This is a genomic window from Rhizobium sp. P1_C7, from assembly GCF_056406295.1.
This window is the reverse complement of record NZ_JBFUAL010000036.1, coordinates 1-25,062: the sequence shown is the minus strand read 5'-3', so window position 1 is coordinate 25,062 and position 25,062 is coordinate 1. Positions and strand designations below refer to the sequence as shown.

Annotated in this window: 27 protein-coding genes, 1 tRNA gene and 1 pseudogene; 15 read left to right on the top strand and 14 right to left on the bottom strand. The window is 61.1% G+C overall.

The genetic code is table 11. The features are described 5' to 3' along the window. Nucleotides 1-31: 31 nt before the first annotated feature. Together rpmB and AC1D2R_RS30250 are read left to right on the top strand one after the other, a co-directional pair. On the top strand, nt 32-331 hold the full coding sequence (gene rpmB, locus AC1D2R_RS30255; RefSeq protein WP_037059391.1) for a 50S ribosomal protein L28: 300 nt from the start codon (nt 32-34) through the stop codon (nt 329-331). 113 nt (nt 332-444) lie between these two features. Continuing rightward, a complete protein-coding gene (locus tag AC1D2R_RS30250) occupies nt 445-1,080 on the top strand; it encodes a queuosine precursor transporter (protein WP_477973296.1) in 636 nt (211 codons plus the stop codon). On the opposite strand, the gene AC1D2R_RS30245 is transcribed toward AC1D2R_RS30250, so the two are convergent. Next, nucleotides 1,037-1,534 carry a GNAT family N-acetyltransferase gene (locus tag AC1D2R_RS30245; protein WP_477973294.1) on the bottom strand — a complete coding sequence of 166 codons (498 nt, stop codon included), beginning with the start codon at nt 1,532-1,534 and terminating at the stop codon, nt 1,037-1,039. The two genes, AC1D2R_RS30250 and AC1D2R_RS30245, sit on opposite strands and share 44 nt — an antisense overlap. A 421-nt stretch (nt 1,535-1,955) precedes the next feature. Between AC1D2R_RS30245 and AC1D2R_RS30240 the strand changes: the two are divergent. Both AC1D2R_RS30240 and AC1D2R_RS30235 read left to right on the top strand, forming a co-directional pair. Then, nucleotides 1,956-2,640, top strand: a pseudogene (locus AC1D2R_RS30240) (alkaline phosphatase family protein); the annotation flags it as partial. 95 nt (nt 2,641-2,735) lie between these two features. Further along, a complete protein-coding gene (locus AC1D2R_RS30235) occupies nt 2,736-4,184 on the top strand; it encodes a metal-dependent hydrolase family protein (RefSeq protein WP_477973292.1) in 1,449 nt (482 codons plus the stop codon). A 20-nt stretch (nt 4,185-4,204) separates the two neighbouring features. Here the strand turns inward: AC1D2R_RS30235 and AC1D2R_RS30230 are convergent, their stop codons facing one another. The 4 genes from AC1D2R_RS30230 to AC1D2R_RS30215 all read right to left on the bottom strand — a co-directional run bounded on the left by AC1D2R_RS30230 (nt 4,205) and on the right by AC1D2R_RS30215 (nt 9,058). Further along, nucleotides 4,205-5,170: an esterase-like activity of phytase family protein gene (locus AC1D2R_RS30230; RefSeq protein ID WP_477973290.1), complete on the bottom strand. Its 966-nt coding sequence runs from the start codon at nt 5,168-5,170 to the stop codon at nt 4,205-4,207. A 54-nt stretch (nt 5,171-5,224) separates the two neighbouring features. After that, nucleotides 5,225-7,126: a cobaltochelatase subunit CobT gene (gene cobT / locus AC1D2R_RS30225; protein ID WP_477973288.1), complete on the bottom strand. Its 1,902-nt coding sequence runs from the start codon at nt 7,124-7,126 to the stop codon at nt 5,225-5,227. Between the two features lie 12 nt (nt 7,127-7,138). Beyond that, nucleotides 7,139-8,131, bottom strand: coding sequence for a cobaltochelatase subunit CobS (gene cobS / locus AC1D2R_RS30220; protein ID WP_057469762.1), 993 nt, complete (start codon nt 8,129-8,131; stop codon nt 7,139-7,141). A 312-nt stretch (nt 8,132-8,443) separates the two neighbouring features. Further along, the gene (locus AC1D2R_RS30215; protein WP_477973286.1) at nt 8,444-9,058 is read right to left on the bottom strand and encodes a J domain-containing protein; all 615 of its coding nucleotides are present in this window, start codon (nt 9,056-9,058) and stop codon (nt 8,444-8,446) included. Between the two features lie 105 nt (nt 9,059-9,163). Here AC1D2R_RS30215 and AC1D2R_RS30210 point away from each other — a divergent pair, with 105 nt between their 5' ends. Next, nucleotides 9,164-9,445, top strand: coding sequence for a BolA family protein (locus AC1D2R_RS30210; RefSeq protein ID WP_477973284.1), 282 nt, complete (start codon nt 9,164-9,166; stop codon nt 9,443-9,445). Nucleotides 9,446-9,520: 75 nt separating this feature from the next. Here AC1D2R_RS30210 and AC1D2R_RS30205 read toward each other — a convergent pair whose 3' ends face one another. From AC1D2R_RS30205 to AC1D2R_RS30190, 4 genes are all read right to left on the bottom strand, one after another. After that, nucleotides 9,521-10,000: a DUF2938 domain-containing protein gene (locus AC1D2R_RS30205; RefSeq protein WP_477973282.1), complete on the bottom strand. Its 480-nt coding sequence runs from the start codon at nt 9,998-10,000 to the stop codon at nt 9,521-9,523. Between the two features lie 99 nt (nt 10,001-10,099). Further along, nucleotides 10,100-11,410, bottom strand: coding sequence for an HlyC/CorC family transporter (locus tag AC1D2R_RS30200; RefSeq protein WP_477973280.1), 1,311 nt, complete (start codon nt 11,408-11,410; stop codon nt 10,100-10,102). Beyond that, nucleotides 11,407-12,540 carry a 3-dehydroquinate synthase gene (gene aroB / locus AC1D2R_RS30195; protein ID WP_477973278.1) on the bottom strand — a complete coding sequence of 378 codons (1,134 nt, stop codon included), beginning with the start codon at nt 12,538-12,540 and terminating at the stop codon, nt 11,407-11,409. Before aroB ends, AC1D2R_RS30200 begins: the two co-directional genes overlap by 4 nt. Then, complete coding sequence (locus AC1D2R_RS30190) at nt 12,537-13,127, bottom strand: shikimate kinase (protein ID WP_477973276.1); 591 nt, start codon at nt 13,125-13,127, stop codon at nt 12,537-12,539. Before AC1D2R_RS30190 ends, aroB begins: the two co-directional genes overlap by 4 nt. A gap of 145 nt (nt 13,128-13,272) precedes the next feature. Between AC1D2R_RS30190 and AC1D2R_RS30185 the strand changes: the two genes are divergently transcribed. From AC1D2R_RS30185 to AC1D2R_RS30165, 5 genes are all read left to right on the top strand, one after another. Further along, nucleotides 13,273-13,449 carry a hypothetical protein gene (locus tag AC1D2R_RS30185; protein ID WP_037059419.1) on the top strand — a complete coding sequence of 59 codons (177 nt, stop codon included), beginning with the start codon at nt 13,273-13,275 and terminating at the stop codon, nt 13,447-13,449. A gap of 4 nt (nt 13,450-13,453) precedes the next feature. After that, nucleotides 13,454-14,407 carry a site-specific tyrosine recombinase XerD gene (xerD, locus tag AC1D2R_RS30180; RefSeq protein ID WP_477973274.1) on the top strand — a complete coding sequence of 318 codons (954 nt, stop codon included), beginning with the start codon at nt 13,454-13,456 and terminating at the stop codon, nt 14,405-14,407. A gap of 63 nt (nt 14,408-14,470) precedes the next feature. Continuing rightward, nucleotides 14,471-15,424, top strand: a complete 954-nt coding sequence (locus AC1D2R_RS30175) for an acetyl-CoA carboxylase carboxyltransferase subunit alpha (protein ID WP_477973272.1) — start codon at nt 14,471-14,473, stop codon at nt 15,422-15,424. Between the two features lie 195 nt (nt 15,425-15,619). Then, nucleotides 15,620-16,885, top strand: coding sequence for a L,D-transpeptidase family protein (locus tag AC1D2R_RS30170; RefSeq protein ID WP_477973270.1), 1,266 nt, complete (start codon nt 15,620-15,622; stop codon nt 16,883-16,885). Between the two features lie 4 nt (nt 16,886-16,889). Further along, entirely contained in the window at nt 16,890-17,114 is a 225-nt protein-coding gene (locus AC1D2R_RS30165; RefSeq protein WP_477973268.1) for a sulfurtransferase TusA family protein, read from the top strand. Nucleotides 17,115-17,217: 103 nt separating this feature from the next. Here AC1D2R_RS30165 and AC1D2R_RS30160 read toward each other — a convergent pair whose 3' ends face one another. Beyond that, nucleotides 17,218-18,396: a CobW family GTP-binding protein gene (locus AC1D2R_RS30160; protein ID WP_477973267.1), complete on the bottom strand. Its 1,179-nt coding sequence runs from the start codon at nt 18,394-18,396 to the stop codon at nt 17,218-17,220. A 12-nt stretch (nt 18,397-18,408) separates the two neighbouring features. Continuing rightward, complete coding sequence (locus tag AC1D2R_RS30155) at nt 18,409-19,533, bottom strand: D-alanyl-D-alanine carboxypeptidase family protein (protein WP_477973266.1); 1,125 nt, start codon at nt 19,531-19,533, stop codon at nt 18,409-18,411. Between the two features lie 155 nt (nt 19,534-19,688). Between AC1D2R_RS30155 and AC1D2R_RS30150 the strand changes: the two genes are divergently transcribed. The 4 genes from AC1D2R_RS30150 (at nt 19,689) to AC1D2R_RS30135 (ending at nt 22,302) form a co-directional block, all read left to right on the top strand. Then, nucleotides 19,689-20,852 carry a M20 aminoacylase family protein gene (locus AC1D2R_RS30150; RefSeq protein ID WP_477973264.1) on the top strand — a complete coding sequence of 388 codons (1,164 nt, stop codon included), beginning with the start codon at nt 19,689-19,691 and terminating at the stop codon, nt 20,850-20,852. A 74-nt stretch (nt 20,853-20,926) separates the two neighbouring features. Next, nucleotides 20,927-21,003 (top strand) — tRNA-Arg (locus tag AC1D2R_RS30145). A gap of 493 nt (nt 21,004-21,496) precedes the next feature. Beyond that, a complete protein-coding gene (locus tag AC1D2R_RS30140) occupies nt 21,497-22,009 on the top strand; it encodes a DUF992 domain-containing protein (protein WP_477973263.1) in 513 nt (170 codons plus the stop codon). Between the two features lie 140 nt (nt 22,010-22,149). Next, nucleotides 22,150-22,302 (top strand): hypothetical protein, encoded by a 153-nt coding sequence (locus AC1D2R_RS30135; protein WP_477973262.1) that lies wholly within the window; start codon nt 22,150-22,152, stop codon nt 22,300-22,302. Nucleotides 22,303-22,318: 16 nt separating this feature from the next. On the opposite strand, the gene AC1D2R_RS30130 is transcribed toward AC1D2R_RS30135, so the two are convergent. Both AC1D2R_RS30130 and AC1D2R_RS30125 read right to left on the bottom strand, forming a co-directional pair. Further along, a complete protein-coding gene (locus AC1D2R_RS30130) occupies nt 22,319-22,585 on the bottom strand; it encodes a BON domain-containing protein (protein ID WP_477973261.1) in 267 nt (88 codons plus the stop codon). A gap of 54 nt (nt 22,586-22,639) precedes the next feature. Further along, a complete protein-coding gene (locus tag AC1D2R_RS30125) occupies nt 22,640-23,287 on the bottom strand; it encodes a hypothetical protein (protein ID WP_477973260.1) in 648 nt (215 codons plus the stop codon). 333 nt (nt 23,288-23,620) lie between these two features. On the opposite strand from AC1D2R_RS30125, the gene dxr reads away from it, so the two are divergent. Further along, on the top strand, nt 23,621-24,796 hold the full coding sequence (gene dxr / locus AC1D2R_RS30120) for a 1-deoxy-D-xylulose-5-phosphate reductoisomerase (protein WP_477973258.1): 1,176 nt from the start codon (nt 23,621-23,623) through the stop codon (nt 24,794-24,796). Nucleotides 24,797-24,811: 15 nt separating this feature from the next. On the opposite strand, the gene AC1D2R_RS30115 is transcribed toward dxr, so the two are convergent. Next, nucleotides 24,812-25,062, bottom strand: a 251-nt coding sequence (locus AC1D2R_RS30115; RefSeq protein ID WP_477973257.1) for an aminotransferase class I/II-fold pyridoxal phosphate-dependent enzyme, incomplete at its 5' end; no start/stop codon positions are given.

Below are 25,062 nucleotides of genomic sequence, written 5' to 3'. Positions count from 1 at the left end.
GATGGCCGAGAAAAACAAGAATAGGTGTCCCATGTCCCGCATGTGCGAATTGACCGGCAAGGCAGTCCTCGTTGGCAACAATGTCAGCCATGCCAACAACAAGACCAAGCGCCGGTTCCTCCCGAACCTGTGCCAGGTTACGCTGATTTCCGACGCGCTCGGCCAGCGTTACCGTCTTCGCGTTTCGGCTGCTGCCCTTCGTACCGTAGAGCACCGTGGCGGCCTCGATGCTTTCCTGATCAAGGCAAGCGAAGGCGAACTGTCGATGCGCGCTCGTCTGCTTCGTCGCCAGATCGTCAAGAAGGCTGCCGAAGCCGCTGTCGCTGCCTAAGCTTCGACTCTTCTGCTATAAGGCTTCAGAAGGCTTGAACGGATAATATCCGCACAAGCCTTTAGCTTTGCCTGACGATCACTCCAACTGGTGGCATACCCCAGGATAAAAAAATGCCTGAGACGCGCTTTACCGTTATCTACGTCGCGCTGATGACGCTTGTCGTCGTGGCCTCGAACTTCTTCGTGCAGTTTCCGGTGGACGCGCGGTTTGCCGGCGTTGATCTGGCCGATCTCTTGACCTGGGGCGCCTTCACCTATCCGGTTGCCTTCCTGATCACCGATCTGACCAACCGCCAGTTCGGCCCGCAGGCCGCGCGCAAGGTGGTGTTCGCGGGCTTCGTGGTTGGCGTTGCGCTGTCGTTCTTCACGTCGGTGCCGCGTATTGCGATCGCTTCCGGCTCGGCCTATCTCGCGGGTCAGCTTCTCGACATCGCTGTCTTCAACCGCCTGCGCCGCCAGGCCTGGTGGCGGGCGCCGCTGGTCGGCTCGCTGGTCGGCTCGATGCTGGATACGGTGATCTTCTTCTCATTCGCCTTTGCCGCATTCTTCGTGTTCTTTGGGCCGAACGACCTCTTCGCCCTCGAATCCTCGCCGATCCTCGGCGTCTTTACGGCTCAGGCGCCGCGCTGGATCTCCTGGGCTATTGGCGATTTCTTGGTCAAGACGATCGTCGGCCTGGTGATGCTGCTGCCTTATGGCGCGCTCATGAACGTGCTTCGGCCGATGCAGCCGGCCCGCGTCCGCTGAGCCGCAATCGCGGGTTTGCGACGCTTGTGCGGCTCGCGACGCCTGTGAGGCGAACGGCGGATCGGGGGATGATATAGACGACGGATCTGTATTTGGAGTTGGACCGGTGTCTTGTGACGCGGCCCCCATGGGCCTGGGCAATCCGCCTGCTGGCCACGTTCTGCTCGGCGACCGGATACTCGAAATACTCGACGATTGCGTTCTCGCTCGCCCATGCTGTGAGCGAACCGATCAGCTCGCGCCCGAGGCCCTGTCCGTGGACGTCCTGGCGGAGCCAGATACCGAGCTCCGGCTTTCCCGACTGTAGGTCATGCAGTCCGACAATGCCGAGGCACCGACCGTTGTCGCGCGCGAGAGCAACTAGGTGAACATTGGAGCGATCCTCGATCGACGGCAGCCAATCCCCCCAGACACGCTCGAATTCAGCCAACGAAGACGGCGGATCCCACGACATAAACGGGTGATCCCGGGCGACATGCAGGCGAAGACCTCCTCCGCATCGCGTGGGGTGAACGGCTTGATGATTGTTCGGGCCGAGAGAATCGTGATGCCGGACATGTCCAATCTCTGCATCATGCTGTGCCAATCAGCGTTGCCAATAGGGGCAGCATACAGCTCGACGCCGGCAAAGAAACAACTCAGCCCGCCTCAAAATTTACACTCGCTTTTACTGTAACGTGCTTACGATTCTTGCGTGAGTGTGCGTCGCTAGGCGACCTGCAGTGCATCTCGATACCCACGAAACATTGTCACGATCCAACGTTCGACGGGAGAAATGTAATGGTATCAAATGACAGTAGCAGCGTTACGCGACGCAACTTGCTGATAGGGTCGACATCGGTGTTCCCCAGATCAGCGCCTACACGATGGGACTCACAATCAACAATGGAGCCGAAATCGCTCTGTGGCCCGATTGGGCCATGACACCATTTCACGGCGAAAAGGGGACAAAGTGGGAGGGCCGCTTCCGCATTCCCATGATGGTTCGTTTGCCGGGCGTTGTGAAGCCGGGGACGCAGATCAACGATATGGTCACGCTGATGGATCGGATGCCCACTTTCGCCCCAGCCGCGGGCGTTCCCGATTTGAAGAAGCAGAAGAAGACCGGCTTTGCTGCCGAAGGAAGGTACTTCAAGGTCCATCTCGACGGCTTTGACCTGACGGCCTCGGTCAAGGGTGAAGCGAAAGAGACGCCAAGAGACACGGTCTACTATTTCGACCGAGGCGGAAATCTCAACGCGATCCGCTGGAACGACTGGAAGGTGAGTTTCGCGGTGTCACATGGAAACATCGCGACCCGCGTACGCGAGACACCTGCGTGGGCTCTAATCGCCAATCTTCGAATGGAGCCCTACGAGAAGGGCTTCTTAGAAGGGGAGGCGCGATTGAATTCCTCGCTCGAAACATGTGGATCCTCGTTCCCATCCTAGGCAAGATCGAGGAGTTTTTCGCAGATTTCGATCAGGTCCCGTCGCAGGCCGGGAGCTCGCTCAAGACACCAACTATGGAATGTTGCGGCAGCAGGCTGTTCTCAATCGGCTCAAAGAGCTCGAGACTTGATGCCGCAGTAGGGCATTCATCAGAAAGGGCCATGCTGTTGCAACATCGTGGCCCTCGTCACCGTCGGTTCAACGTTGAAGCAGGGGGAGTGCAGCATGATCCGCTTTGGGGAAAAATATCGGCATCTCGTTCATGGCCTCGGCTGCGGTTGCTCATCGCCTGAAATCCTCCAGGCCTCTCGCCGCCTGGAGGATTTCACGCGGCGGGGGCTTCTGGCCGGCATCGGAGCGGCCCTGCTGACCGGCGCTCGGCCGCCATTCGCCATGGCGCAGGCATCCGGAGCACCGCCCAGGATCCTTCTGAGACAAGCCAAGCTGTTCGACGGCAAGTCCGCTGCGGCTCAGGCCGGCATTCAGGTGTTGGTCGAGGGCAACAAGATTGCGTCCATCGATACGACCAACAGTCCAGCCCCTTCCGACGTGACGGTCATCGACTGCGGTGATCGCGTCCTGATGCCTGGCTTGATCGACATGCACTGGCACACGCTCTTTGCCGCCGTTCCGATCCTGGTTGCCACGACAGGCGATCCAGCCTTGATCTTCACGGCATCGACGGCCGAGGCGGAGCGCACACTGCTTCGCGGCTTCACCACCGTGCGCGACCTCGGCGGGCCGGTCTTCACGTTCAAGCAGGCGATCGATAACGGAACGATCCCCGGCCCGCGCATCTATCCCTCGGGCGCGCTCATCACCACAACAGGCGGCCATGGCGATCTGCGCATGCTGTCGGAAATTCCCCGCAATCCGGCTCAGCTCAGCATCGTCGAAACGTCGGGCGGCGCGGCGATTGCCGACAGCCTGGGTGAAGTGCAGCTTCGCGTTCGCGAGCAACTGATGCAGGGCGCCTCGCAAATAAAGATGGTGGGCGGCGGCGGCGTATCCTCGCCACGCAGCCCACTCGACATGACGACGTTCAGTCTCGAAGACCTGAGCGCAGCGGTCAACTTGGCGAAGGACTGGAATACCTACGTCACCGTTCATGCTTATGCGCCCAAGACCATCCAGCGCGCCATAGCGGCGGGGGCTGCGTGTATCGAACATGCGCATCTGATGGATGAGGACACGGCAAGGATGATGGCGGACAAGGGGATTTGGCTCAGCATCCAGCCCTTCCTGTCGGTGGAGGATTCCGTTCCCCTGACGGGCCCCTCTGCCGTACGCCTGCACCAGGTCATCGCCGGCTCGCTTGTCGCATACGAACTTGCGCGCAAGCACAACATCAAAACCGCATGGGGTTCGGACATGCTGTTTTCGCCCGAGATGACCGCGCGACAGGGGACCATGCTGACGCATCTCAGCCGTTGGTACACAAACGACGAGATCCTGCGGACGGCAACCTCCACGAATGCCGAACTGCTGGCGCTGTCCGGTCCGCGCAACCCCTATCAAGGGAAGATCGGCGTCCTTGAAGCGGGGGCGTTTGCCGACATGCTCGTCGTCGACGGCAACCCTCTGGAGAACATCAATCTTCTCAATGACCCGGAAAAGAACCTTGCGGTCATCATGAAGGACGGCAGGGTCTATAAGAACACATTGAGCGCATAGGCTGCGTCGCCCGCAGGCGCTTACTCGACCAACCGAAACTCCAGCATCAGATTGCGCTGGAGGATCGAATGGTTGTCGTCGGAGACGATGACGACATGGGTCGTGCCGTCGGCAGCCTGGAAGGCATCGAGGCCTTCCATGTTGTCGATCTGGTAGCCGAAGTCGCCCTGCAGTACCACCTCGCCGTCCATGACCATGCCAGGGCGGATGTCTGACGATTTGATGCGACGGATGCGCATGCCGATGCCCTCCGCCATGTTGAAGCGGCGTTCCAGGATGAGCAGGTCTCCATCGGGCAGGAATGCTCCGTCGGTAACGTCGAAATCGCCGTTGCGGGCGAGCGCAAGGCGGCCCTTCAACGGCCCGTCGAGAATGGCCCCATAGGCGTTGCCGTGGGTATCCAGGCTGCGTTCTGCGACGATCAGCGTGCCGCCTTGTAGCAGGCTCTCCTGCGGCGCCACCGCCACGGTTTCGAAGCCCCGGTTGGCGCGCAAGGATTTTCTTGGGAATGGAATGGGGACGGTGTCGACGGCACGTGACGTTTCGAAGCCCCGATCGGGATAGACATCGACGCGATGGTCCTGCTCGAAGGACACGAGCACATGGTCGCCGTGTAGTGCCAGGCCTTCGGCGTCCATGTGGCCCTTGCCCTCGGGGATCTGACCGACGCGATCGCGCATCGGCGTGATTTCAACATCCGCCAAGCCTGAGAGACGGCCTTGCGCGTCACGTTCGGTACGCCCGGTCATCCAGTGGCCGGTGTCGAGCACGCCTACGAAATGGGCCTGGTCGGATCGAAAGCGGATCGACGAAAGCGAGCCGAACAAGCGGTCGACCGAGACCATTTCCAGTCCACCTAGGAATTCGAAAGGCCCGAACCGATTCTCGTCCGAGCCGATCTTGAAGTCGGAAATCACGCTGCTCTTGACCACCGCCGGTCCGCCGGCACCGGATGGCGGTGCGCAGGCCAGTAGGCCAAGAACCATCAGTGTCGTCCGCGCGACGTGCGTTCGTGCGATCCGGAAAGCGCGCATGCGCGATCAGCCGGCGCGGCGGCTGCGTCCGCCTCGCGGCTGCGCGGCCTGATCCTCGAAGAGCGATGCGAGCTGTTCTGTCATCGCACCTGCCAGTTCGTCGGCATCGACAATGGTGACGGCGCGGCGGTAGTAGCGCGTGACGTCGTGGCCGATGCCGATGGCAAGAAGCTCGACGGGCGAGCGGGTTTCGATGCGGTCGATGACGGCGCGCAAGTGGCGCTCCAGGTAGTTGCCCGGATTGACTGACAGCGTCGAATCGTCGACCGGCGCGCCGTCCGATATCATCATCAGGATGCGGCGTTGTTCGCGGCGGGCGAGCAGGCGGTTGTGCGCCCAGATCAGCGCCTCACCGTCGATGTTCTCCTTGAGCAGACCCTCGCGCATCATCAGGCCGAGATTGCTTCGGGCGCGACGCCACGGGGCATCGGCGGACTTGTAGATAATGTGACGCAGGTCGTTGAGGCGGCCCGGCGTCTGCGGCTTGCCGCTGGCGAGCCATTGTTCGCGCGCCTGCCCGCCCTTCCAGGCCTTTGTCGTGAAGCCAAGGATCTCGACCTTGACGCCGCAACGCTCAAGCGTGCGGGCCAGAATGTCGGCGCAGGTGGCCGCAACCGTAATCGGACGGCCGCGCATCGACCCCGAGTTGTCGATCAGCAACGTCACGACCGTATCGCGGAACTGCGTGTCGCGCTCCATCTTGAAGGAGAGCGCCTGCATCGGGTCGATGATCATGCGCGTCAGGCGCGCCGGGTCAAGATAACCCTCTTCCAGGTCGAAGTCCCACGAGCGGTTCTGCTGCGCCATCAGGCGGCGCTGCAGGCGGTTCGCCAGGCGACCGACGGCACCCTGCAGGTGCGCGAGCTGCTTGTCGAGGAAGGTGCGCAGGCGCTCAAGCTCGGCCGTATCGCACAGCTCCTCGGCCGTGATCGTCTCGTCGAATTCCTCGGTGAAGACGTGGTAGTCCACCTTCTCGTTAAAGTCGTCGAAGGGCGTGTTCGGACGGCGGGTTTCGCCCGGCGTTTCCGAATCGTCCTCGCCTTCCTCCATCATGTCGTCGTCGGAGATCTCGGCGCCTTCGGTCTCGCCGTCCTCCATCTGCTCGTCGGCGACCTCGCTGTCTTCGACGGGAGCTGCATCGGAGCCGGCGTCTTCGTCGACCTCGTCCTGATCCTGCTCGTCGCCGCCAGGCTTGTCTTCCTGGTCCGATTCGTCATCCGCCTCGGAATCGCTGTCGTCGTCGCCATACTCTTCGGCCATCTCCATGGCCGACAGCATGTTTCGGATGACCTTGGAGAATGCCTGCTGATCGGTGATTACCTCAGAGAGATTGTCGAGTTCCGATCCGGCCTTGTCCTCGATGAAGGAACGCCAGAGATCGAGCACCTTGCCGGCCGACGCCGGGGGCTTCTGGCCAGTCAGCTTCTCGCGCACCATCATCGCTACGGCTTCGCCGACGGGCGCGTCTTCCTGGCGCTCGATGCCGGAGAAATTCGCCTTGGCGTATTTCTCTTCGGTCATGGACCGCAGGTTGGCGGCTACGCCTTCCATGCGCAGCGAGCCGATTGATTCCACGCGCGCCTGCTCGACGGCGTCGAAGATGGCGCGGGCGTCGGAGCCTTGCGGCGCCATCGTCGCATGCACCTTCTCGTCATGGCAGGCGAGCCTGAGGGCCATTGAGTCGCCGAGACCGCGGGTCACCGCGAGCTCATGCGCCGTCGGACGCTTGGAAAGCTCGGGCAGGCGAATCCGCTCGGCCGTCATTCCCGGACGCTCATTGGCAAAGGTTACCTCGACCTCGCCGTCGCCGGCGATTGCACGCACGCTGCCGGTTATCGCGCGGCGCAACGGCTCCACGTCGACGGGCGCACCGGGCTTAGCTTTCGAATTGTCACCGCGAGCTGCCATGATCGATCGGCCTTAGGCCTCCAAAACGATGTTGGCAGCGCTTTCCTTCAGCTCGACGCCGAAGGCGCGCTGATAGTGTTCGGCAACCAACGGGCGCTCCAGTTCGTCGCACTTGTTGAGGAAGGTGACGCGGAAGGCGAAGGCGAGATCACCGAAGATCTCGGCATTCTCGGCCCAGGTGATGACGGTACGCGGGCTCATGACGGTGGACAGGTCGCCATTCATGAAGGAGGCACGGGTCAGGTCGGCAACGCGCACCATCTTTGAAACGGTATCGCGGCCGTTCTTGTCCTTGCCGAAGCTTTTCACCTTGGAGGCGACGATATTCACCTCATGGTCGTGCGGCAAGTAGTTCAGCGTGGTAACGATCGACCACCGGTCCATCTGCGCCTGGTTGATCTGCTGCGTGCCGTGATAGAGGCCGGTGGTGTCGCCGAGGCCGATGGTGTTTGCCGTCGCAAACAGGCGGAAGGCCGGGTGAGGGCGGATGACGCGGCTCTGGTCGAGCAGCGTGAGGCGGCCGGACGATTCCAGAACGCGTTGGATGACGAACATCACGTCCGGGCGGCCGGCATCGTATTCGTCGAAGACGAGCGCGACATTGTGCTGATAGGCCCAGGGCAGGATGCCGTCCTTGAATTCGGTAACCTGCAGGCCGTCCTTGACGACGATCGCGTCCTTGCCGACGAGGTCGATACGGCTGACGTGACTGTCAAGGTTGATGCGCACGCAAGGCCAGTTGATGCGGGCGGCGACCTGCTCGATGTGCGAGGACTTGCCTGTGCCGTGGTAGCCGGAGATCATCACGCGTCGGTTGTGAGCAAAGCCGGCAAGAATGGCGAGCGTCGTTTCGCGGTCGAAGAGGTAGTCGGGATCGAGATCCGGAACGTAGGCGCTGCCTTGGCTGTAGGCGGGAACGCGGATGTCGGAATCGATGCCGAAGACCTCCCTGACCGAAACGGTGGTGTCTGGAATCTCCGAAATATCAAGGTCAATCTTGCTCATCATGTCTCCAAGGCGGGTGGCCGACACCCTGCCATACTGTCTCAGCCCATTTCGCAACCATGAGGCCGCAGACAGGTCCGCGCTCGCTCATGTCGGAACGTCGGCGATGCTTCTCCGGGACTGAAACGAAACCTCGGGGCGACAAATCGCATCGCTTGCGAGCATTCTTGAACAAAGCCCCGGACAAGAAACGCCGCGTCCGGAAGTGACCGAGGCGCCTGTGGAACAAACGCAAGAACACGTGCCGCGGTTGCCTGCGGCCTCAGCCGATTTGGAACATACCCGATTGAAGACCAAGAGCAAGGACGGGAATTAACAAAAACCGTTCTGTTTCAATAATTGATAGGCCTGGATGACAGCCCGGAAGCGTTCCTCGGAACCGCGGTCGCCGCCATTGGCATCGGGGTGATGCTTCTTGACGAGTTCCTTGTAGCGGCTCTTGATCTCCGCGGAGGTCGCATTCGCCGCCAGTCCCATGGTGTCGAAGGCCTTGGTCTCCAGGCTCTTCAGCTTGCGCTGCTCCGGAAAGCGCGGGCCGCTGCCCTTGCTGTCCTTGACGAAGCCGAAGGGATCGCGAACGCGGGTATAGGCTCCGGATCGCACGTCCGACTGCAGTGGGCTGTTCTTGGCAGCCTTGTTGACGCCGACGGTCCAGGTCGGCCGGTGGCCGGTGATCGCTTCCTTCTGATAGCGCGCGATCTCGCCGTCGGAGAGCCCGGAAAAATAATTGTAGCCCTTATTGTAGTCCTTGACGTGCTCGAAACAGAACAGAAAGAACTGCCCCTCGGCATTGCGTCCGACGGGAGCGCGATGCACGCCTTTCTTGTCGCAGCCGTCCCACTGACAGGTTGGGGGAGCCTGTTCGGGTTCCGGCTCGCGTTTGCGGCTGGTGCGGATGCGGTCGAAGTATTTGGAATCGAGTCTCATGACGGCGCTAATTATGGGACTCAGAAGAGCTGACGACAAGAATTGACAAACAGGAATGTTACTGGCTTGGTGGGAACCTTTTTCGCAAAGCAGCAAGATCGGACAATGACCCTGCAATCCTCCATCGAAGAAAAGCTGGTGGCGGCCTTCGCGCCCGAGCGCCTGAGCGTCATCAACGAAAGCCATCTGCATGCCGGACATCAGCCCGATATCACCGGGGCTGGCGAAACCCACATGCGGGTACGAATTGTATCGGCCAAATTCACAGGCATGGCGCGGCTGGCGCGGCATCGTGCTGTTACGGAGTTGCTGAAGCCCGAGCTGGATGCCGGGCTGCATGCGTTGGCCATAGAACCGGCGGCACCGGGCGAGCCGGTGCGCTGGTAGACACGCGCCAGCGCTATGTGGTGTGCAGCCTCCTTTTTCCAAGAAGACTGCCTGCCAACAATGGGGCTTCGTGCGTCAGCGGATGATCAGCGCGGTCGCATAGAGGCCGAAGCCGAAGACCGTGTGCGAGACGAGATTGAGAAACCGCACCTTGCCGGGGTTCGGCGTCTTCGATGCCGCCCAACCGATGCCGAGGCCGGGCTGCAGCAGGAACCACCCAGCGCCGACCGTCAGGATCGCCCAGATCCAAGCGGGAAGGAACGTCGGTTCCGTTAGCCAACCGGGGCCGGCGATCAGCACCAGGAGGATGCCGTAGAGGATGCCGACGGCATAGTGGCCGATCCAGCCGAGCGCCAGTTCGTGCTCATAGGGTGCCGCCTTGCCGATGTCGTCGTGGAACACCTTGCCCTTGCCGAGATGCCAGAACCAGCGGCCGACCGGCGCCCAGTTGGGCAATGACCCGCCTGTCGCCTTGGCGAGAACGATCGCCCAGATGTCCATGAGAACCGTTGCGCCAATGCCGATAAGCACGGAACGCCAGAAAATATCAAACATGTCAGATCCATAGTGATGCTGCTCGCCTCGAGACAGTCTCCTCCCGCAGCGTGCAATGATTGGAATAAAGTCGTGGAGTGAAATGAGGTCGGGGGAGGGTCAGGCCTGCTTCGCCTCGTTCTCCTCCGCCGGCCGGATGCGCAGTTTGGTGATACGGTTCCTGTCCCGTTTCATGACGATGAAGCGCTTGCCGTAGAAGGTGAAGGCCTGCCGCTCCTCCGGGATAGTCATCGACTCGTGAATGACGAGCCCGGCAATGGTGGTGGCCTCTTCGTCGGGGAGTTGCCAATCGAGCGCGCGGTTCAGATCGCGGATCGGAACGCTGCCATCGACGACGATCGAGCCATCGGCCTCCTGGCGCACGCCCTGCACGTCGATGTCATGTTCATCCGAGATATCGCCGACAATCTCTTCGAGAATATCTTCGAGCGTCACGATGCCCTGCACTTCGCCGTACTCGTCGACGACAACGGCGAAATGCTGCTTGCGGCGCAGAAAGGCATTGAGCTGCGCCTCGAGATTGGTGCTGTCCGGCACAAACCAGGGCTTCTGGGCAATCTTGACGATATCCAGATGCTCAGGCTCGGCGTCGCGTTCGGCAAGCGCCCGCAGCAGGTCCTTGGAATGGACGACGCCGATGATGTTGTCGGTCGAGCCGCGCCAGAGCGGCATTCGGGTAAACGGGCTTTCCAGAATCGTCCGCACGACGACCTCAGGCGGATCGTCCGCGTTGATCCCGCGCATTGCCATGCGATGGACCATGATGTCGGACAGTTCCAGTTCGCCAAGGTCGAGAACGCCACCCAGGCGGTCGCGGTCGGCCTTGACCACCGAGCCTTCACGGTGCAGCAGGTCGACCGCGCCGCGCAGCTCCTCGTGCGCCGAAAGCATCGAGCTTTCCCGCGACAGGTTGATGCCGAAGAGCGACAGGATCCAGCGCACGATCGCATTCACGAAGGACGAGACAGGGCCGACGACGGCAACGAAGACCTTGACCGCAAAGGCCACCTTCAGCGCAAACCGATCCGGTATCGAGATCGCCCAGCTCTTCGGCAGGACTTCGGCAAAGATCACGAGGATGACGGTCATCGCCAGCGTCGCAAGCGCCACGCCGGAACTGCCGAAGAGCCCGAGAAAGAGACTGGTCGCAATGGCGGAGGAGAGAATGTTGGCAAGGTTGTTGCCAATCAACAGAGCTCCGATCAGGCGATCGCGGCGTTCGATCAGTTCCCTGACGATGCCTGCGCGCTCCTCGCCGTTGGCTTCGAGCGTGTGGATCCGGCTGCGCGACACGGCCGTCAGCGCCGTCTCCGAACCGGAGAAGAAAGCAGACATGAGGACGAGGGCCACGATGGAAAGGATTTCCGGCCAGTATGCGGAAAGGAATGCCAGCGTGCCGTCGAGGGTCATTGTGGGTGTTTTTCCTTAAGGAAACTCAACACTTCGGAGGTGGGCACGTCGTCGGCGACGAATGATTGCCCGATGCCACGCGTGAGGATGAAGGTCAACTTGCCGCCCTTCACCTTCTTGTCCTGGGCGATGGCGTCCATCAGCACCTCGGCCGGCGGCAGGCTTCCCGGAATTTCCGACATGCGCGTTGGCAGGCCGACTTCTTTCAGGTGACGCTCGACGCGGCGCGCATCGTCAGGACTTGCCAGATTCATGCGGGTCGAGAATTCATGCGCCAGAACCATGCCGATCGAAACGCCTTCGCCGTGGACGAGACGGGAACTGTCGTAGCTGGTGGCAGCCTCCAGCGCGTGGCCGAAGGTGTGGCCGAGATTGAGGAGCGCCCGCTGGCCAGTCTCGCGCTCGTCGGCAACGACGACATCCGCCTTTGCCTGGCAGCTCGCCGCGATCGCCTGGATGCGGGCGGCGCCGCCAGAAAATACATCCTTCCAGTTGGCTTCCAGCCACGCGAAGAACTCAGGCTTGTCGATCAGCCCGTATTTCGCGACCTCGGCATATCCGGCGCGGAATTCGCGCTCGCTCAGGGTGTTCAGGACGTCGCTGTCGGCGAGCACGAGATCCGGCTGATGAAACACGCCTATCAGGTTCTTGCCGTGGCGGCTGTTGATGCCGGTCTTGCCGCCGACCGAGGAATCCACCTGCGACAGCAGCGAGGTCGGCACCTGCACGAAGCGGACGCCGCGCCGCACGACGCCGGCAGCAAAGCCCGTGAGGTCGCCGATGACGCCGCCACCGAGTGCGATCACGAAGTCGTTGCGCTCGATGCGGGCTTCGAGAACCTTGTCGCAAACCGTCATCAGATGCTCGAAGCTCTTGGTCTTTTCGCCGGCAGGCAGAACCAGCGTCGCGGACGCGATCCCGGCCGCCTCAAGGCTCTGCACCAGGGCATCGAGATAGATCGAGGCAACATTCGTGTCGGTAATGACGGCCGCCTTGCGTCCCTTCAGCCGCAAAGCGATCTCGGCGCCGGCACGCGCGATCAGGCCGGGACCGATCAGGATGTCATAGGCGCGTTCGCCGAGCGGCACGTGAACCTTGCGTTCGGCGGAGGCGGCGGCAATCGCATTCATCGGGCGGCACTTTCAGTTCGAGAGTCGATCAAAGCCTTCAGCACTTCATCGGCCATGAGTTCCTTGCGCACGTCGCGCGACATGACGGTGAGATCCGCCAGCGCATAGACCGGATATCGAGCATTCATCAGGTTCTCGAGCGTATGCTTGGGGTTTTCAGTCTTCAGGAGCGGGCGCGTGTCGCGCTTATTGACGCGCTCCCACAGCACGTCGAGATCGGCTTTCAGCCAGACTGAAACGCCGCCCTTCTTGATATGCCTGCGGGTGCGATCGTTGATGAAGGCGCCGCCGCCTGTGGAAACCACGCGCGGGCCGTTCTTCAGAAGCCGCTTCATCACCCGCGTTTCCAGAGCGCGAAACTCCTCTTCCCCGTAGGCAGCAAAGAGTTCGGTGATCGACATGCGGGATACCCGCTCGATCTCGGCGTCGCTGTCGACGAAAGGAATGCCGAGATGGTTTGCGACGATCCGACCGACGGAGGATTTTCCGGCGCCCATCAACCCGACGAGGATCAGATTGCGTGATCCGAGCGCAGCGCGAGCCCTGTCTCTCAAGCTATCGGCAACGGTCAGAACTGGGTCGCTCATTGGTCCATTCACACCTTGTTTGCGAACGGTATCGACAAATGCGGGTGTAGCGTCAAGTCGCGGGCAAGGGAAACATGGTCAAAAGCACCTTCTTGCACTTGCGGAGACGCTTCTTCATAAAGAAGCATAGCCATGGAGTTGTTGAATGCCGAGCCTGTTCCGTTTTCTCGCCGTATTGGCGGTCATCGCCGGAGCGATATACGGGACGATGTGGGCGCTTGTTACGTTCGTCGAGCCGCAGGAGCGCGACGTTACAATCCGAATTCCCTCCGAGCGGATCAATCCGCCTTCGACCGGTGCCATCGAGCCGGCCAAGAAGTGATGTCATGAAGGATCTCGGCCGCGTTCACGTCGAAGCCTTTCTGGAGATGATGAGCGCGGAGCGCGGAGCCGCAACCAACACGTTGTCCTCCTATGAGCACGACCTCGACGATCTTCGCTCTTTCCTGAACGGCAAGGGCGTGCGATTGACGGAAGCGGTGTCGACCGATCTCGCTGCCTACCTGTCGTCGCTCGCAGCACAGGGCTTCAAGCCGTCGTCGCAGGCGCGTCGCCTGGCGTCGATGCGACAATTCTACAAATTCCTCTACGCCGAAGGCCTGCGCACCGACGATCCGACGGGGATACTCGATGCGCCGAAGAAGGGAAGGCCGCTGCCGAAAACGATGGGCGTCGATGAGGTCGGCAGATTGCTGGAGCAGGCAGAAGCCGAAGCACAGGATCCTGCTCCTGGGCAATTGCAGCGGTTGCGCATGCTGGCGCTGCTGGAACTTCTTTATGCGACGGGCATGCGCGTCAGCGAGCTTGTTTCGCTTCCTGCCCGCGTGCTCGATCAGGATGGGCGTTTCCTGATGATCCGCGGCAAGGGCAACAAGGAGCGCCTTGTGCCGCTGTCGCAATCCGCGATCGCTGCGCTCAAACTCTATGGTTGCATGATCGCTTCCGAGAATGCCGTCGCCAAACATCCCCAGGAAAGCCCGTGGCTGTTCCCGGCGGGGTCCAGGCAAGGCCATCTGCCGCGACAGGTTTTTGCCCGCGATCTGAAAAATCTTGCGATCCGGGCGGGTCTTACCCCATCTATGATCTCGCCGCACGTGATGCGTCACGCATTCGCAAGCCATCTGCTCGCCAACGGTGCGGACCTTCGCGTCGTTCAGGAACTTCTGGGTCATTCGGACATTTCGACAACGCAAATCTATACCCACGTCCTGGAGGAACGGCTCCAGCAACTGGTCCAAACACATCACCCCCTTGCCAAACAGGCGAAAAAGCAGGAATAGGACCGGCAACAAGGGGCGCGCTGATGAAAAGCGGCCTCGGCACAAGGAACGGAAACGCACCTCATGCACAACTACCTCGACTTCGAAAAGCCGATCTCTGACCTCGAAGGCAAGATCATCGAATTGAAGAAGCTCGCGTTGGAAGACGAGAGCATCGACACGTCGGATGAAATCGGCAGGCTGGAAGTCCGTGTCCGCGAGGCGATGGTCGACATCTATTCGAAGCTGAACGCCTGGCAGAAGACCCAGGTCGCGCGTCACCCGCAGCGGCCGCACTTCGTCGATTATGCCAAGACGTTGTTCCAGGAATTCACGCCGCTTGCCGGCGACCGCAAGTTCTCCGAGGATGCCGCGATCCAGGCGGGTCTTGCCCGTTTCCGCGGCCAGCCGGTCGCCGTTATCGGCCAGGAGAAGGGCAGCGACACGAAGAGCCGCCTGAAGCACAATTTTGGCAGCGCGCGGCCGGAAGGCTACCGCAAGGCGATCCGCGTGCTTGAAATGGCGGACCGTTTCGGCCTTCCCGTCATTACCCTGGTCGACACCGCAGGCGCCTATCCCGGCGTCGGCGCCGAAGAACGCGGTCAGGCGGAAGCCATCGCCCGTTCAACGGAAATGTGCCTCGGCCTCAAGGTTCCGCTCATCTCCGTGGTAATCGGCGAAGGCGGCTCGGGCGGCGCGATCGCGATCGCCACCGGGAACCGCGTCTACATGCTGGAGCATGCGATCTACAGCGTGATCTCGCCGGAAGGTGCGGCCTCGATCCTCTGGCGCGATTCCGCGCGTGCCAAGGAAGCGGCCACCAACATGAAGATCACCTCCGACGATCTGAAGGCGCTCGGCATCATCGACGGCATCATCGGGGAGCCGCTCGGCGGCGCGCACCGCGATCCTGACAGTGTGATCGCGGCGACCGGCGACGTCATCGCCAACGCGCTCGGCGAGCTTTCGAGCCGCTCGGGCGAGCAGCTTCGCAACGATCGGCGCCAGAAATTCCTCAACATGGGCCGCAATCTCTGACCAGAGGTTGCGTATCTTCTCCTTTGAGGCCAAACCTTGGCCACAATAATGTTATCAATAACTTTCGTACTTGCGGGGGTCTCGGCCGCGCGGCATAGGTTGGTAAGGTTTTTTTAACCACAATCAGCCAATGATTCGCCTCGTGCCTGAGCTGCAAAGCGAATTGGGTCGAATCTCGTTATTGGGCTAGTTTGGATGCGCATTCGTCATTTTGCCTATGTTTCACTGATGGCGCTGGCCCTGGCCGGCTGCAATGACGCATTGGACAGCACGCAGATCGATCTTTCTAAGGTCAAGAACAAGGTCGAGCAACCGTTGCCGTCGCGCATCCTGTCGGAAATGAGCGCCAAGGGCATGGATCGCAATTCGCCGATCATGATCCGCATCTTCAAGGAAGAGGGTGCGCTCGAGATCTGGAAGGCGAAGTCCGACAACCGTTTCGACAAGATTGCCGACTACAAGATTTGCGCCTGGTCGGGCCGTCTCGGTCCCAAGGTGAAGCAGGGCGACCGGCAGGCGCCGGAAGGTTTCTACAACCTGACCCGCGCCAACCTGAACCCGAATTCCAAGTATTATCTCGCGATCAACACGGGCTTCCCGAACCGGTATGACGCCGTCAACGGGCGCAACGGCACGGACCTGATGATCCACGGCGCATGCTCGTCTTCCGGCTGCTATTCGATGACCGACCAGCAGGTTCTGGAAATCTATGCCTTCGCGCGCGATGCTTTCAAGGGTGGCCAGTCGACGGTTCAGCTGCAGGCCTTCCCCTTCCGCATGACGGCCGATAACATGGTGAAACACCGAATGAACTCGAACATCGAGTTCTGGAACATGCTGAAGGTCGGCTACGACAACTTCGAAGTGACCAAGCGCCCGCCCGAGGTCAATGTCTGCGAGAAGAAATATGTCTTTAACCAGCAGTCGGCTGCCGGCGCGTTCAATCCGGGCGGCAAATGCCCCGAGATGTCAACGCCTCCGGCGCTGACTGCGGCACTCGCATCCTATGGCAAGACCTATGACATGGCATACGCCAAGGCATTGAAGGCGTTCGACGGCATGGCGTGGTACGATCCTTCCGAAGCTGAGCGCAAGGCGGTCGTTGCCAAGCAGCGCAAGGGACACGACCTTGCCTATGCCCCGACTGGCACGTCGCTTGAGGCTGGCCGTATGGTGAAGGTCGCCGAACTCGAAGGCATGATGGCGAACAAGACAGCGACGGCGGTTGCCACCAATGCGGCCCCGACAGCCGCACCTGCTGCACCGCAGGCAGCTGGTGCGCCAGCAGCCTCATCTGCGCCTGAAGCAGCCAAGACGACGACGGCGGTTGCGGTTGTCGAACCTGCTGCGGTTCCCGTCCCGACGCCCAGCCCGCTCACCGCCTTTGCTCCGGCGGAGCAGCCGGAGCCGGTCGAAGTCGCGTCTAAGAAGCCATTCTGGAAGTTCTGGGCCAAGGACTGATGGCTTGACCGCCATCTCCTACGATCTGCGCGGGCTGAAGTGCCCGCTGCCTGTCCTGAGGACACGCCGAAAAATGTCATCGCTGCCGAGCGGCGCGATGATCCGCGTCGAAACGACCGACCCGCTGGCGGGGATCGATATCCCGCATTTCTGCAACGAAGACGGTCATCAACTCATCGAGACGGAAAAGACCGAGGGCGGTCACCGCTTCCTCATCCGCAAGCGTTAGGCATGTCCGCTTTTCCGCGAAAAGCCAAGGCGCTCCAACCTTTTGTTTCACGCAATTCCGAACGTAAGATCGCGGCGCACTTTTTGCTGGAATTGCTCTGGGCTTAGATCCGAATCCCGGGGATGGCGAGCGGATTGTCGGAGAGTGCGGCGCGATCCGGCGTATCGATGCGTGGCTTGCCAAGGAACGCGTCGAACAGATCCTTCACGAACGTTTCCGGCAGATCCTTGGTGATCAACACCATGCGGGTGCGCCGGTCTGCCGGGTCCGGCCATGCGGGCAGGCGGGTCGGTGGGTGAAAGATGCTCTGGACGCCATGTAGCACCAGCGGACGCTCCGGCCGGTCGGACATGGAAACGATCGCCTTCATGCGCAAAAGCTTCTCGCCATGCGCCGACCGCAGCAGGTCGATGAACATGTCGAGTGCCATCGGATCGATCGGCTTGTCCTCGACGATCGAGAAGGAACGGATCGAGGCATCGTGGCGGTTCACGTCATGCGGATCCTGATGGTCATGGCTGTGATCATGGTGGGCATGGTGATGATGGCCGTGCCCGTGATGGTCGTGATCGTGGTCATGGTGGTGACGATGAGGCGCATCGTCCGCGTCTTCGTCCCGCAGCCAGCGGCCCACATCGGCAATCTTCGTCGCGGGATCGTAGAGGCCGTTGACGAGCGTTTCCGTCGTCCCGCTCGCGAGGTCGTCAGCATCCATGAGCGCGGCACGCGGATTGAGTGCGTTCAGGCGCGATTCCAGGTCAACCAGAGTTTCGGGCGAAGCCATTGTCTTCTTCGAGACGATCAGCCGGTCGGCAACGGCCACCTGCTTCACCGCCTCTTCGTGGTTGTCGAGCGTTTGCACACCGTTGACGGCATCGACGACGGTCACGACGCCTTCGAGCTCGAAATTCGTGGCTATGATCGGATTGCCCATGATCGCCTGCATGACGGGCGCCGGATCGGCAAGCCCCGTCGTCTCGATGACGACGCGCTTGACTGGCTTGACGCGGCCGGTCTGCACGGCATCCATCAGATTGGCAAGCGTATCCACCAGTTCGCCGCGCACCGTGCAGCACAGGCAGCCATCGGAAAGCTCGATGATGGAATCGCCCGAGCTCTCGACCAGCAGGTGGTCGATCCCGACATCGCCGAACTCGTTGATGATCACGGCCGCGTCCGTCATCGCCGGATCCTTGAGGATGCGGTTCAGCAGCGTCGACTTGCCGGCGCCGAGAAAGCCGGTGAGGATGGTGACCGGAATCCGGTCCGAGGGAACGCTCATGTCAAATCGGCCCTAGAACGAGGTCGGGCGCGGCATCGGCACCGGAACATTGGCAATCGTGCCTGCCGTCTCCGCGGTGGCGAGCTTGTCGGGCTGCGGCTCGTTCTGGCCCGGAATCAGGCCCGCGTAGGAGAAGTTCGGTTCGTGATCCATCTCCTGAATATAGGGGGAGTGGATCTTCATGCGGCCGACTTCGTCGCGCGTCTCGCTGCGGACCTTGGCGCCCTTTGCGCTGCAGATCTCGGCGGTGATGTCGGCGACCTGGTCCTGGCCCGAGCCATATGGCTTCAGTGAGCCCAGCGTATCGGTGGCCGGGAACTGCGAGGTGAATCCCTTTTGCAGCAGGTCGGCCGAGGCATCGGCGCGCGCCGCCAAGCTATCCGTTCCGAGCACGACCGACACAAGCGTGCGGCCGTTGCGGGTGGCGGAACCGATCTGGTTGAAGCCGGATGCACAGATGAAGCCGGTCTTCATACCGTCAGCGCCGGCGAATCGGCCAATCAGCATATTGATGCTCGGCACGTTCTTGGTGCCTGTCGAGATGCCTTCCAGCGAGAAATAGCCGGCATATTGCGGGAAGTCGCGGCGCAGTGCCACCGACAGAATCGCGAGGTCGCGCGCCGTCGTGTACTGTCCCTTGCCGGGCAGCCCGTTCGGATTGACGAAATGCGAATCGGTCATCCCGAGCTTGATCGCCTCCGCGTTCATCTTCAGGACAAACGCTTCCTGGGTACCGCCGACGGCTTCGGCAACGGCAACGGCAATATCGTTGGCAGACTTGACCATCAGGATCTTCAACGCGCTATCCAGCGTCAGCTTCTGGCCGGGTTTGAAGTACATCTTGGCCGGTGGCTGGGCAGCTGCCCGCTTGCTCATGACAATTGGCGTGTCCAGGCTGATCTGGCCCGAGCGAACCGCGTCGAATACGGTGTACACGGTCATCAGCTTGGTGAGCGAGGCCGGATACCATTTGCGGAAGGCATCCTCGTGCTCCAGCACGCGGCCGGTTTGCACATCGACCAGGATATGCGGATTGGCATAGGCTTGGGACGTGACGGAAAAAGCAATGGCGGCTGCGGAAGCTGCGATTGAGAGCGGCCGCAAAGCGGCAAGCAAGCGGTTCTGGCGCGTCGACACGGTTTGTCCTTAAAGATATCCGGATGTCTCGAAAGTTTCCCCTATTTAACGTATATGGCCATGACATGGCAAAGGTCATTGTCTAACTTATTTCCGCGGCATCGTGTCTCCACTGCCTCATGTCGCCGTTTTCGATTTCACCAGGGAAAGCAAGCATGCCGATTTTGAACAGAGCCGCCGAGCTTCAGAACGAAGTCACAGAATGGCGCCGGCATATCCACGAGCGGCCGGAGCTGCTCTTTGCAGTTGAAAGTACCGCAGCCTTCGTGGCCGAGAAGCTCAAGGAATTCGGGGTCGATGAAATCGCAACCGGCATCGGCCGGACTGGCGTCGTCGGCCTGATCAGGGGCAATGGCGGGGGCACGCGCACGATTGGCCTGCGCGCCGACATGGACGCCCTGCCGCTCACCGAAATATCGGGCAAGCCCTGGGCCTCCAAGACATCCGGCAAGATGCATGCCTGCGGCCACGACGGCCATACGGCGATGCTGCTCGGTGCTGCGAAGTACCTTGCCGAGACGCGCAACTTCAATGGCAACGTCGCTGTCATCTTCCAGCCCGCCGAAGAAGGCGGCGGCGGCGGCAACCTGATGGTGCAGGACGGCATGATGGAACGCTTCGGCATCGAAGAGGTCTATGGCATGCACAACATGCCCGGTCTTCCCGTCGGTCAGTTCGCCATCCGCAAGGGCGCGATCATGGCGGCAACCGACGAATTCACAATCGCCATCAAGGGTCGTGGCGGCCACGCTGCGCAGCCGCACCGCACGATCGATCCTATCGCCATCGGCGCGCAGATCGTCACGAACCTGCAGATGATCGCGTCGCGCAGCGTGGATCCGCTGGGTTCGGTCGTGGTCTCCGTCACGAAATTCAATGCGGGCTTCGCCCACAACGTGATCCCCAACGACGCGACGATCGCCGGCACGGTGCGTACGCTCGACGCGGATGTGCGCACGCTTGCCGAGACGCGGCTGAAGCAGATCGTCAACGGCCTCGCCAACGCCCACGGCGCCGAAGCCGACATCGGGTTCCACCGCAACTATCCGGTCACCTTCAACCATGCGACGGAGACCGGCCACGCGATCCAGATCGCCAGCGACATCGCCGGCGCGGCCAACGTCAATGCCGAAATCGACCCGATGATGGGCGGCGAGGATTTCTCCTATATGCTGAATGCCCGCCCGGGGGCATTCATCTTCATTGGCAACGGCGATACCGCTGGCCTGCACAACCCCGCCTACGACTTCAACGACGAGGCGATCAGCCACGGCATTTCATACTGGGTGCGTCTGGCCGAGCAGCGCCTCGGCGCATAGCAATCCTACCTGCGCATTCCTTCGCAAAAGAGCTTGGCTTCTGGCCGAGCCTTTTGTATGGATGACGTCCAAGTGGTCCCGTAGCTCAGCAGGATAGAGCACCAGATTCCTAATCTGGGGGTCACGCGTTCGAATCGCGTCGGGATCACCATTAAAATCAGCACAGATTTGCGCTCTGCCTTCCCATGAGCCTGCCTTCCTGGCGACCTGTTCCCGCGTCGGGCGTGGGGGTATGGGCGGGGCGTTATGCTCTGGGAGCATTACTTAAGCCGCTCTTCCAATACTCTTACTCTGCTTGATGATTTTAACTCATCTCGGCGGTTCCCTGCGCAAGCCGTCGCCGGCTCCCTTGGACAACAGTAGTCCTTGGCCGCCGGATTGTTGCATCCATCTCAGCCTACCCGATGTCGAAGCACACTGCAGCAGCACCCGCTTCGGACTGGGATCGGCTACCCATGGGCTCTTTTTAGCTGCCTTGATCGATACGGTGACTCGTGATGCGGCGATTTGCAGTGTGGGATACCTACGCCTTTTTGAGGGTGCATCCGCCGGTTTTGTCCGTTTGTTTAACTTTGATCATTGCGCCGGGCTTGGTAAATCAAAACAAGGCTCTATCTAAACGACAGCAAACAAGGAGACCCACCATGAAGTACACAATCGCAACGTTTCTGGCTGCGGCATCTCTGACTCAAGCTCTTGCGACCGGTGTGATGGCAGCCGATCGGGCGCCGGTCTACCAGGCGCCGGACGCTCGTGACGGCGTCAGGATCGGCCTTCTCGCCTGTGACATCGGCGGCGGCATCGGCTATCTCCTCGGTTCGGCCAAGACGCTCGATTGCTTTTTTAGTCCTTCGAGCGGGGCAGCGCCGGAACGCTATACCGGTGCAATCCGCAAGTTCGGTGTCGATCTCGGTTTCACAACGCGCGGCCGACTGGTCTGGGCAGTGTTCGCGCCGACGGCGGGCTACCATCACGGTTCGCTTGGGGGCCTCTATCAGGGCGCCAGTGCTGAAGCGACGCTTGCAGGTGGCATCGGCACCAACGTTCTCTTTGGCGGTACGTCCGGCTCCGTCCATCTTCAGGTCATCAGCCTGACCGGCCAGCTCGGGCTCAACGTAGCCGCGACCGGCACATCCGTAACCCTTACGCCCAGCTGAACAATCAGCCGGAATCGATCCATCGCAAGGACGTAAGGGAAAGCCGATCGCAAGGCGGCTTCCTTTTGCGTGGTCCGTGCTGCTCAGCCTTGGGGAACTTTCACCCTTTTTCAGCATTGATGCAGAAAGAGGAGAATGTCATGCGTATGAAACTCACCTTGATGGCTGTCGCATATCTCTTGGTAACCGGTCTGATGCTTGCGACGACCTACAAACCGAGCGGACCGGTTCCGACCCCGAAGACGGACCGTATCGCCGGATATTCGTTCCTCATCGAGCGGTTCGCGGGCTGACCGAAGATCGCGACGACTATCCCAAGCCGATCTGGTTGCGAACCGGATGGGTGCCGGCGGCGGCTTGAGCAACGGCTGTTGCACGCGCTATCTCGGACGCGGTTGCAACGGTTCCACTGAGAATGACGCCGTCCTGATCCACCGTTACAGTGAGGTCCGACGCATCAAGCCCACCCGCAACCGCAAGGGCGTTCGCTACCCCTTCCTCAAGGGTAGCGTGGTTTTTAAACTCCGTCTCGATTTCCGGCATTTCTCCGAAGAACGTTCCCTGCTTGAAGATCATAGCGATTCCTCCTTTTCGACCAAGGAGAACGCGCCGGCGGCGCGTTGGTTCACGTCACCACCTGACTTGATAGTTGATCCGGATGCTGCCTGTCGGCGCCGACGAACCTGGATTGGCGACCGTTGCACTGAGATCTAGGTCGGGAAGAATGTTCTGGTTCACCGCAACCGAGCTGGTGAGGTCGGCAAGGCCGCTCAGGCTTGCCGTTGCGGAAATCGACGTTCCTGTCCAGGGATGGATGAGATTCAACGCCTGCGAGCCGTCGACGGATGCCTGGCGGGTGCCGAGCGTTTCGTAGTTGATACTGACCGAGCGCATCGATTGCAGATCGAGCGAATCCGATAGAATCCAGCTTCGCGAGCGGCTGAGCAGCAGCGATCCGCTTCCCCGCAGCGTGTCGACGCGAACGCTGGCTGCCTGCTCCGCGCTTGCGGCCGGGGTCACGCTCACCTTGCTGATCTTGCCCCAGAGCGAAGCCTGCTGGGAATCCACCTGCAAGGCCCCGCCTTGCGTTGATGCCAGCCCGAGATCCGCGCCGGCGCTCGTCTCCCATTCCGCCGGAAGGCGAAAGCCCATGGTTGCCTTGTAGGAATTCTCGGACACCTTCACCGGCGTCCAGATCACCAGATTTTCTGCATTCGCGCTCGCCGCAAGCGATATGAGCGCGGCAGCCAGAAGCAACAGGCTGCGGGTCGTTCTCATCAAAGCCGTCGTCCTTTGGTCGATTTTCAGGGCAAAGCGAAGATGCGCACAACGCATGGGAACTCGCTCAGCAAACCCGATGTCTCTCTGATTTTGGCAGCCTCCGGACCGTGGCCAGGCGGCCGATGTCTGCGTCATGCGCAGCGGAGCGCGATAACTTGCAACCCGACAGGTCGCCGCAACTCCTATCCCGAAGGAATGTTAGGAGATTCACATCTAGGGCCGGCCGTGTAAACCCCCTGGCGCCAAAAATCTGCTGCAGTGCACACTTGCCGCTGTTTCCAATCCCCTGTAGAGCCGAGGACAAATGAGAAAAATCTGGCAAATTAGCGCATGATAACGGGCAGAAACGCGCCGCGGCGCCTCAGCATCTTCGGCTCGACAGGGTCGATCGGCAAGAACACGCTTGACGTGGTGAAGCATCTGGGCGGCCGCGACAATTTCGAGATCTCCGTGCTCACGGGCAACGAGAATATCGAATTACTTGCCAGTCAGGCGCGGACAGCGGGCGCAAAGCTTGCGGTGACTGCCAGCGAATCCCACTACCGATCACTGAAGAGCGCGCTTGCCGGAAGCGGTGTTTCCGTGGCGGCCGGGCAATCCGGTCTCATGGAAGCCGCCGACCTTGATGCCGAATGGGTCATGGCTGCGATCGTCGGAACGGCAGGGCTTGCGCCGACGCTCGCCGCGGCACGCAAAGGTGCCGACATCGCGCTTGCCAACAAGGAGTGTCTCGTTTCCGCCGGCGGGCTCTTCGTCGATTCCGTGCGCCGCGGCGGCGGCAAACTGCTGCCTGTCGACAGCGAGCACAATGCGATCTTTCAGGTGCTCGAAGAGAACCAGCGCCATGCCGTCGAGCGCATCATCCTGACGGCCTCCGGCGGACCCTTTCGCGATGCGTCCCTTGAAGACATGGCTGGCGTGACCGTCGAGACGGCCCGCGCCCACCCGAACTGGTCAATGGGACTGAAGATCTCCATCGACAGCGCCTCCATGTTCAACAAGGCACTGGAGATGATCGAAGCGCAGCATCTCTTCGGTCTCTCGCCGGAGCAGATCGAAGTGATCGTGCATCCGCAGTCGGTGATCCACTCGATGGTCGGCTACACCGACGGTTCGGTTCTTGCCCAACTTGGCGCCCCCGACATGCGGACTGCCATCGGCTATGCGCTCTCGCATCCGCTGCGGCCCAACCTGCCGATCGAACGGCTCGATTTCGCCAAGCTTGCGCGGCTCGATTTCGAAGCGCCCGACGAGACGCGCTTTCCGGCGCTTCGCCTTGCGCGGCTGGCAATGACGCGCGGTGGCGTTCAGGGCGCGGTGCTGAACGCGGCCAAGGAAGTGGCGCTGGAAGCCTTCATCGAGGGCCGGTTGTCCTTCCTGTCGATGGCGGAGATAACGGAAACCGTCATGGATCAACTGGCCGGCCTGCCACCGGCGGTTACGATGGATGACGTCTTCGCCGTCGACAACGAAGCCAGGCAGCGGGCTGCCGGGCTCATAAATTAAGGGAGTGTATGTTCGTCACGCGACCTGCCTGGCCAGCGCGCAGCGTGCCCAGAGGGAATGCAGCGCCTCGACCAGATGCTCGATATCGGCATCGGTATGCAGCGGCGTGGGTGTGATGCGCAGGCGCTCGGTCTTCTTCGGCACCGTCGGATAGTTGATCGGCTGCACGTAGACGCCGCAATTGTCGAGCAACAGATCCGAGATCCATTTGCACTTGGCCGCATCGCCGACCATGACGGGGACGATGTGGCTCGGGTTCGGCATGT

Excerpts from the sequence above, each read along its gene's own strand:
- cobT (WP_477973288.1), bottom strand. The coding sequence starts at position 7,126 with ATGGCAGCTCGCGGTGACAATTCGAAAGCTAAGCCCGGTGCGCCCGTC.
- cobS (WP_057469762.1), bottom strand. The coding sequence starts at position 8,131 with ATGAGCAAGATTGACCTTGATATTTCGGAGATTCCAGACACCACCGTT.
- AC1D2R_RS30200 (WP_477973280.1), bottom strand. The coding sequence starts at position 11,410 with ATGACCCTCGACGGCACGCTGGCATTCCTTTCCGCATACTGGCCGGAA.
- aroB (WP_477973278.1), bottom strand. The coding sequence starts at position 12,540 with ATGAATGCGATTGCCGCCGCCTCCGCCGAACGCAAGGTTCACGTGCCG.
- AC1D2R_RS30125 (WP_477973260.1), bottom strand. The coding sequence starts at position 23,287 with ATGAGAACGACCCGCAGCCTGTTGCTTCTGGCTGCCGCGCTCATATCG.
- AC1D2R_RS30205 (WP_477973282.1), bottom strand. The coding sequence starts at position 10,000 with ATGTTTGATATTTTCTGGCGTTCCGTGCTTATCGGCATTGGCGCAACG.
- AC1D2R_RS30185 (WP_037059419.1), top strand. The coding sequence starts at position 13,273 with ATGCCGAGCCTGTTCCGTTTTCTCGCCGTATTGGCGGTCATCGCCGGA.
- AC1D2R_RS30130 (WP_477973261.1), bottom strand. The coding sequence starts at position 22,585 with ATGATCTTCAAGCAGGGAACGTTCTTCGGAGAAATGCCGGAAATCGAG.
- AC1D2R_RS30230 (WP_477973290.1), bottom strand. The coding sequence starts at position 5,170 with ATGGTTCTTGGCCTACTGGCCTGCGCACCGCCATCCGGTGCCGGCGGA.
- AC1D2R_RS30160 (WP_477973267.1), bottom strand. The coding sequence starts at position 18,396 with ATGAGCGTTCCCTCGGACCGGATTCCGGTCACCATCCTCACCGGCTTT.
- AC1D2R_RS30135 (WP_477973262.1), top strand. The coding sequence starts at position 22,150 with ATGCGTATGAAACTCACCTTGATGGCTGTCGCATATCTCTTGGTAACC.
- AC1D2R_RS30190 (WP_477973276.1), bottom strand. The coding sequence starts at position 13,127 with ATGAGCGACCCAGTTCTGACCGTTGCCGATAGCTTGAGAGACAGGGCT.
- AC1D2R_RS30235 (WP_477973292.1), top strand. The coding sequence starts at position 2,736 with ATGATCCGCTTTGGGGAAAAATATCGGCATCTCGTTCATGGCCTCGGC.
- xerD (WP_477973274.1), top strand. The coding sequence starts at position 13,454 with ATGAAGGATCTCGGCCGCGTTCACGTCGAAGCCTTTCTGGAGATGATG.
- AC1D2R_RS30150 (WP_477973264.1), top strand. The coding sequence starts at position 19,689 with ATGCCGATTTTGAACAGAGCCGCCGAGCTTCAGAACGAAGTCACAGAA.
- AC1D2R_RS30245 (WP_477973294.1), bottom strand. The coding sequence starts at position 1,534 with ATGTCGTGGGATCCGCCGTCTTCGTTGGCTGAATTCGAGCGTGTCTGG.
- rpmB (WP_037059391.1), top strand. The coding sequence starts at position 32 with ATGTCCCGCATGTGCGAATTGACCGGCAAGGCAGTCCTCGTTGGCAAC.
- AC1D2R_RS30175 (WP_477973272.1), top strand. The coding sequence starts at position 14,471 with ATGCACAACTACCTCGACTTCGAAAAGCCGATCTCTGACCTCGAAGGC.
- AC1D2R_RS30215 (WP_477973286.1), bottom strand. The coding sequence starts at position 9,058 with ATGAGACTCGATTCCAAATACTTCGACCGCATCCGCACCAGCCGCAAA.
- AC1D2R_RS30210 (WP_477973284.1), top strand. The coding sequence starts at position 9,164 with ATGACCCTGCAATCCTCCATCGAAGAAAAGCTGGTGGCGGCCTTCGCG.
- AC1D2R_RS30250 (WP_477973296.1), top strand. The coding sequence starts at position 445 with ATGCCTGAGACGCGCTTTACCGTTATCTACGTCGCGCTGATGACGCTT.
- AC1D2R_RS30140 (WP_477973263.1), top strand. The coding sequence starts at position 21,497 with ATGAAGTACACAATCGCAACGTTTCTGGCTGCGGCATCTCTGACTCAA.
- dxr (WP_477973258.1), top strand. The coding sequence starts at position 23,621 with ATGATAACGGGCAGAAACGCGCCGCGGCGCCTCAGCATCTTCGGCTCG.
- AC1D2R_RS30170 (WP_477973270.1), top strand. The coding sequence starts at position 15,620 with ATGCGCATTCGTCATTTTGCCTATGTTTCACTGATGGCGCTGGCCCTG.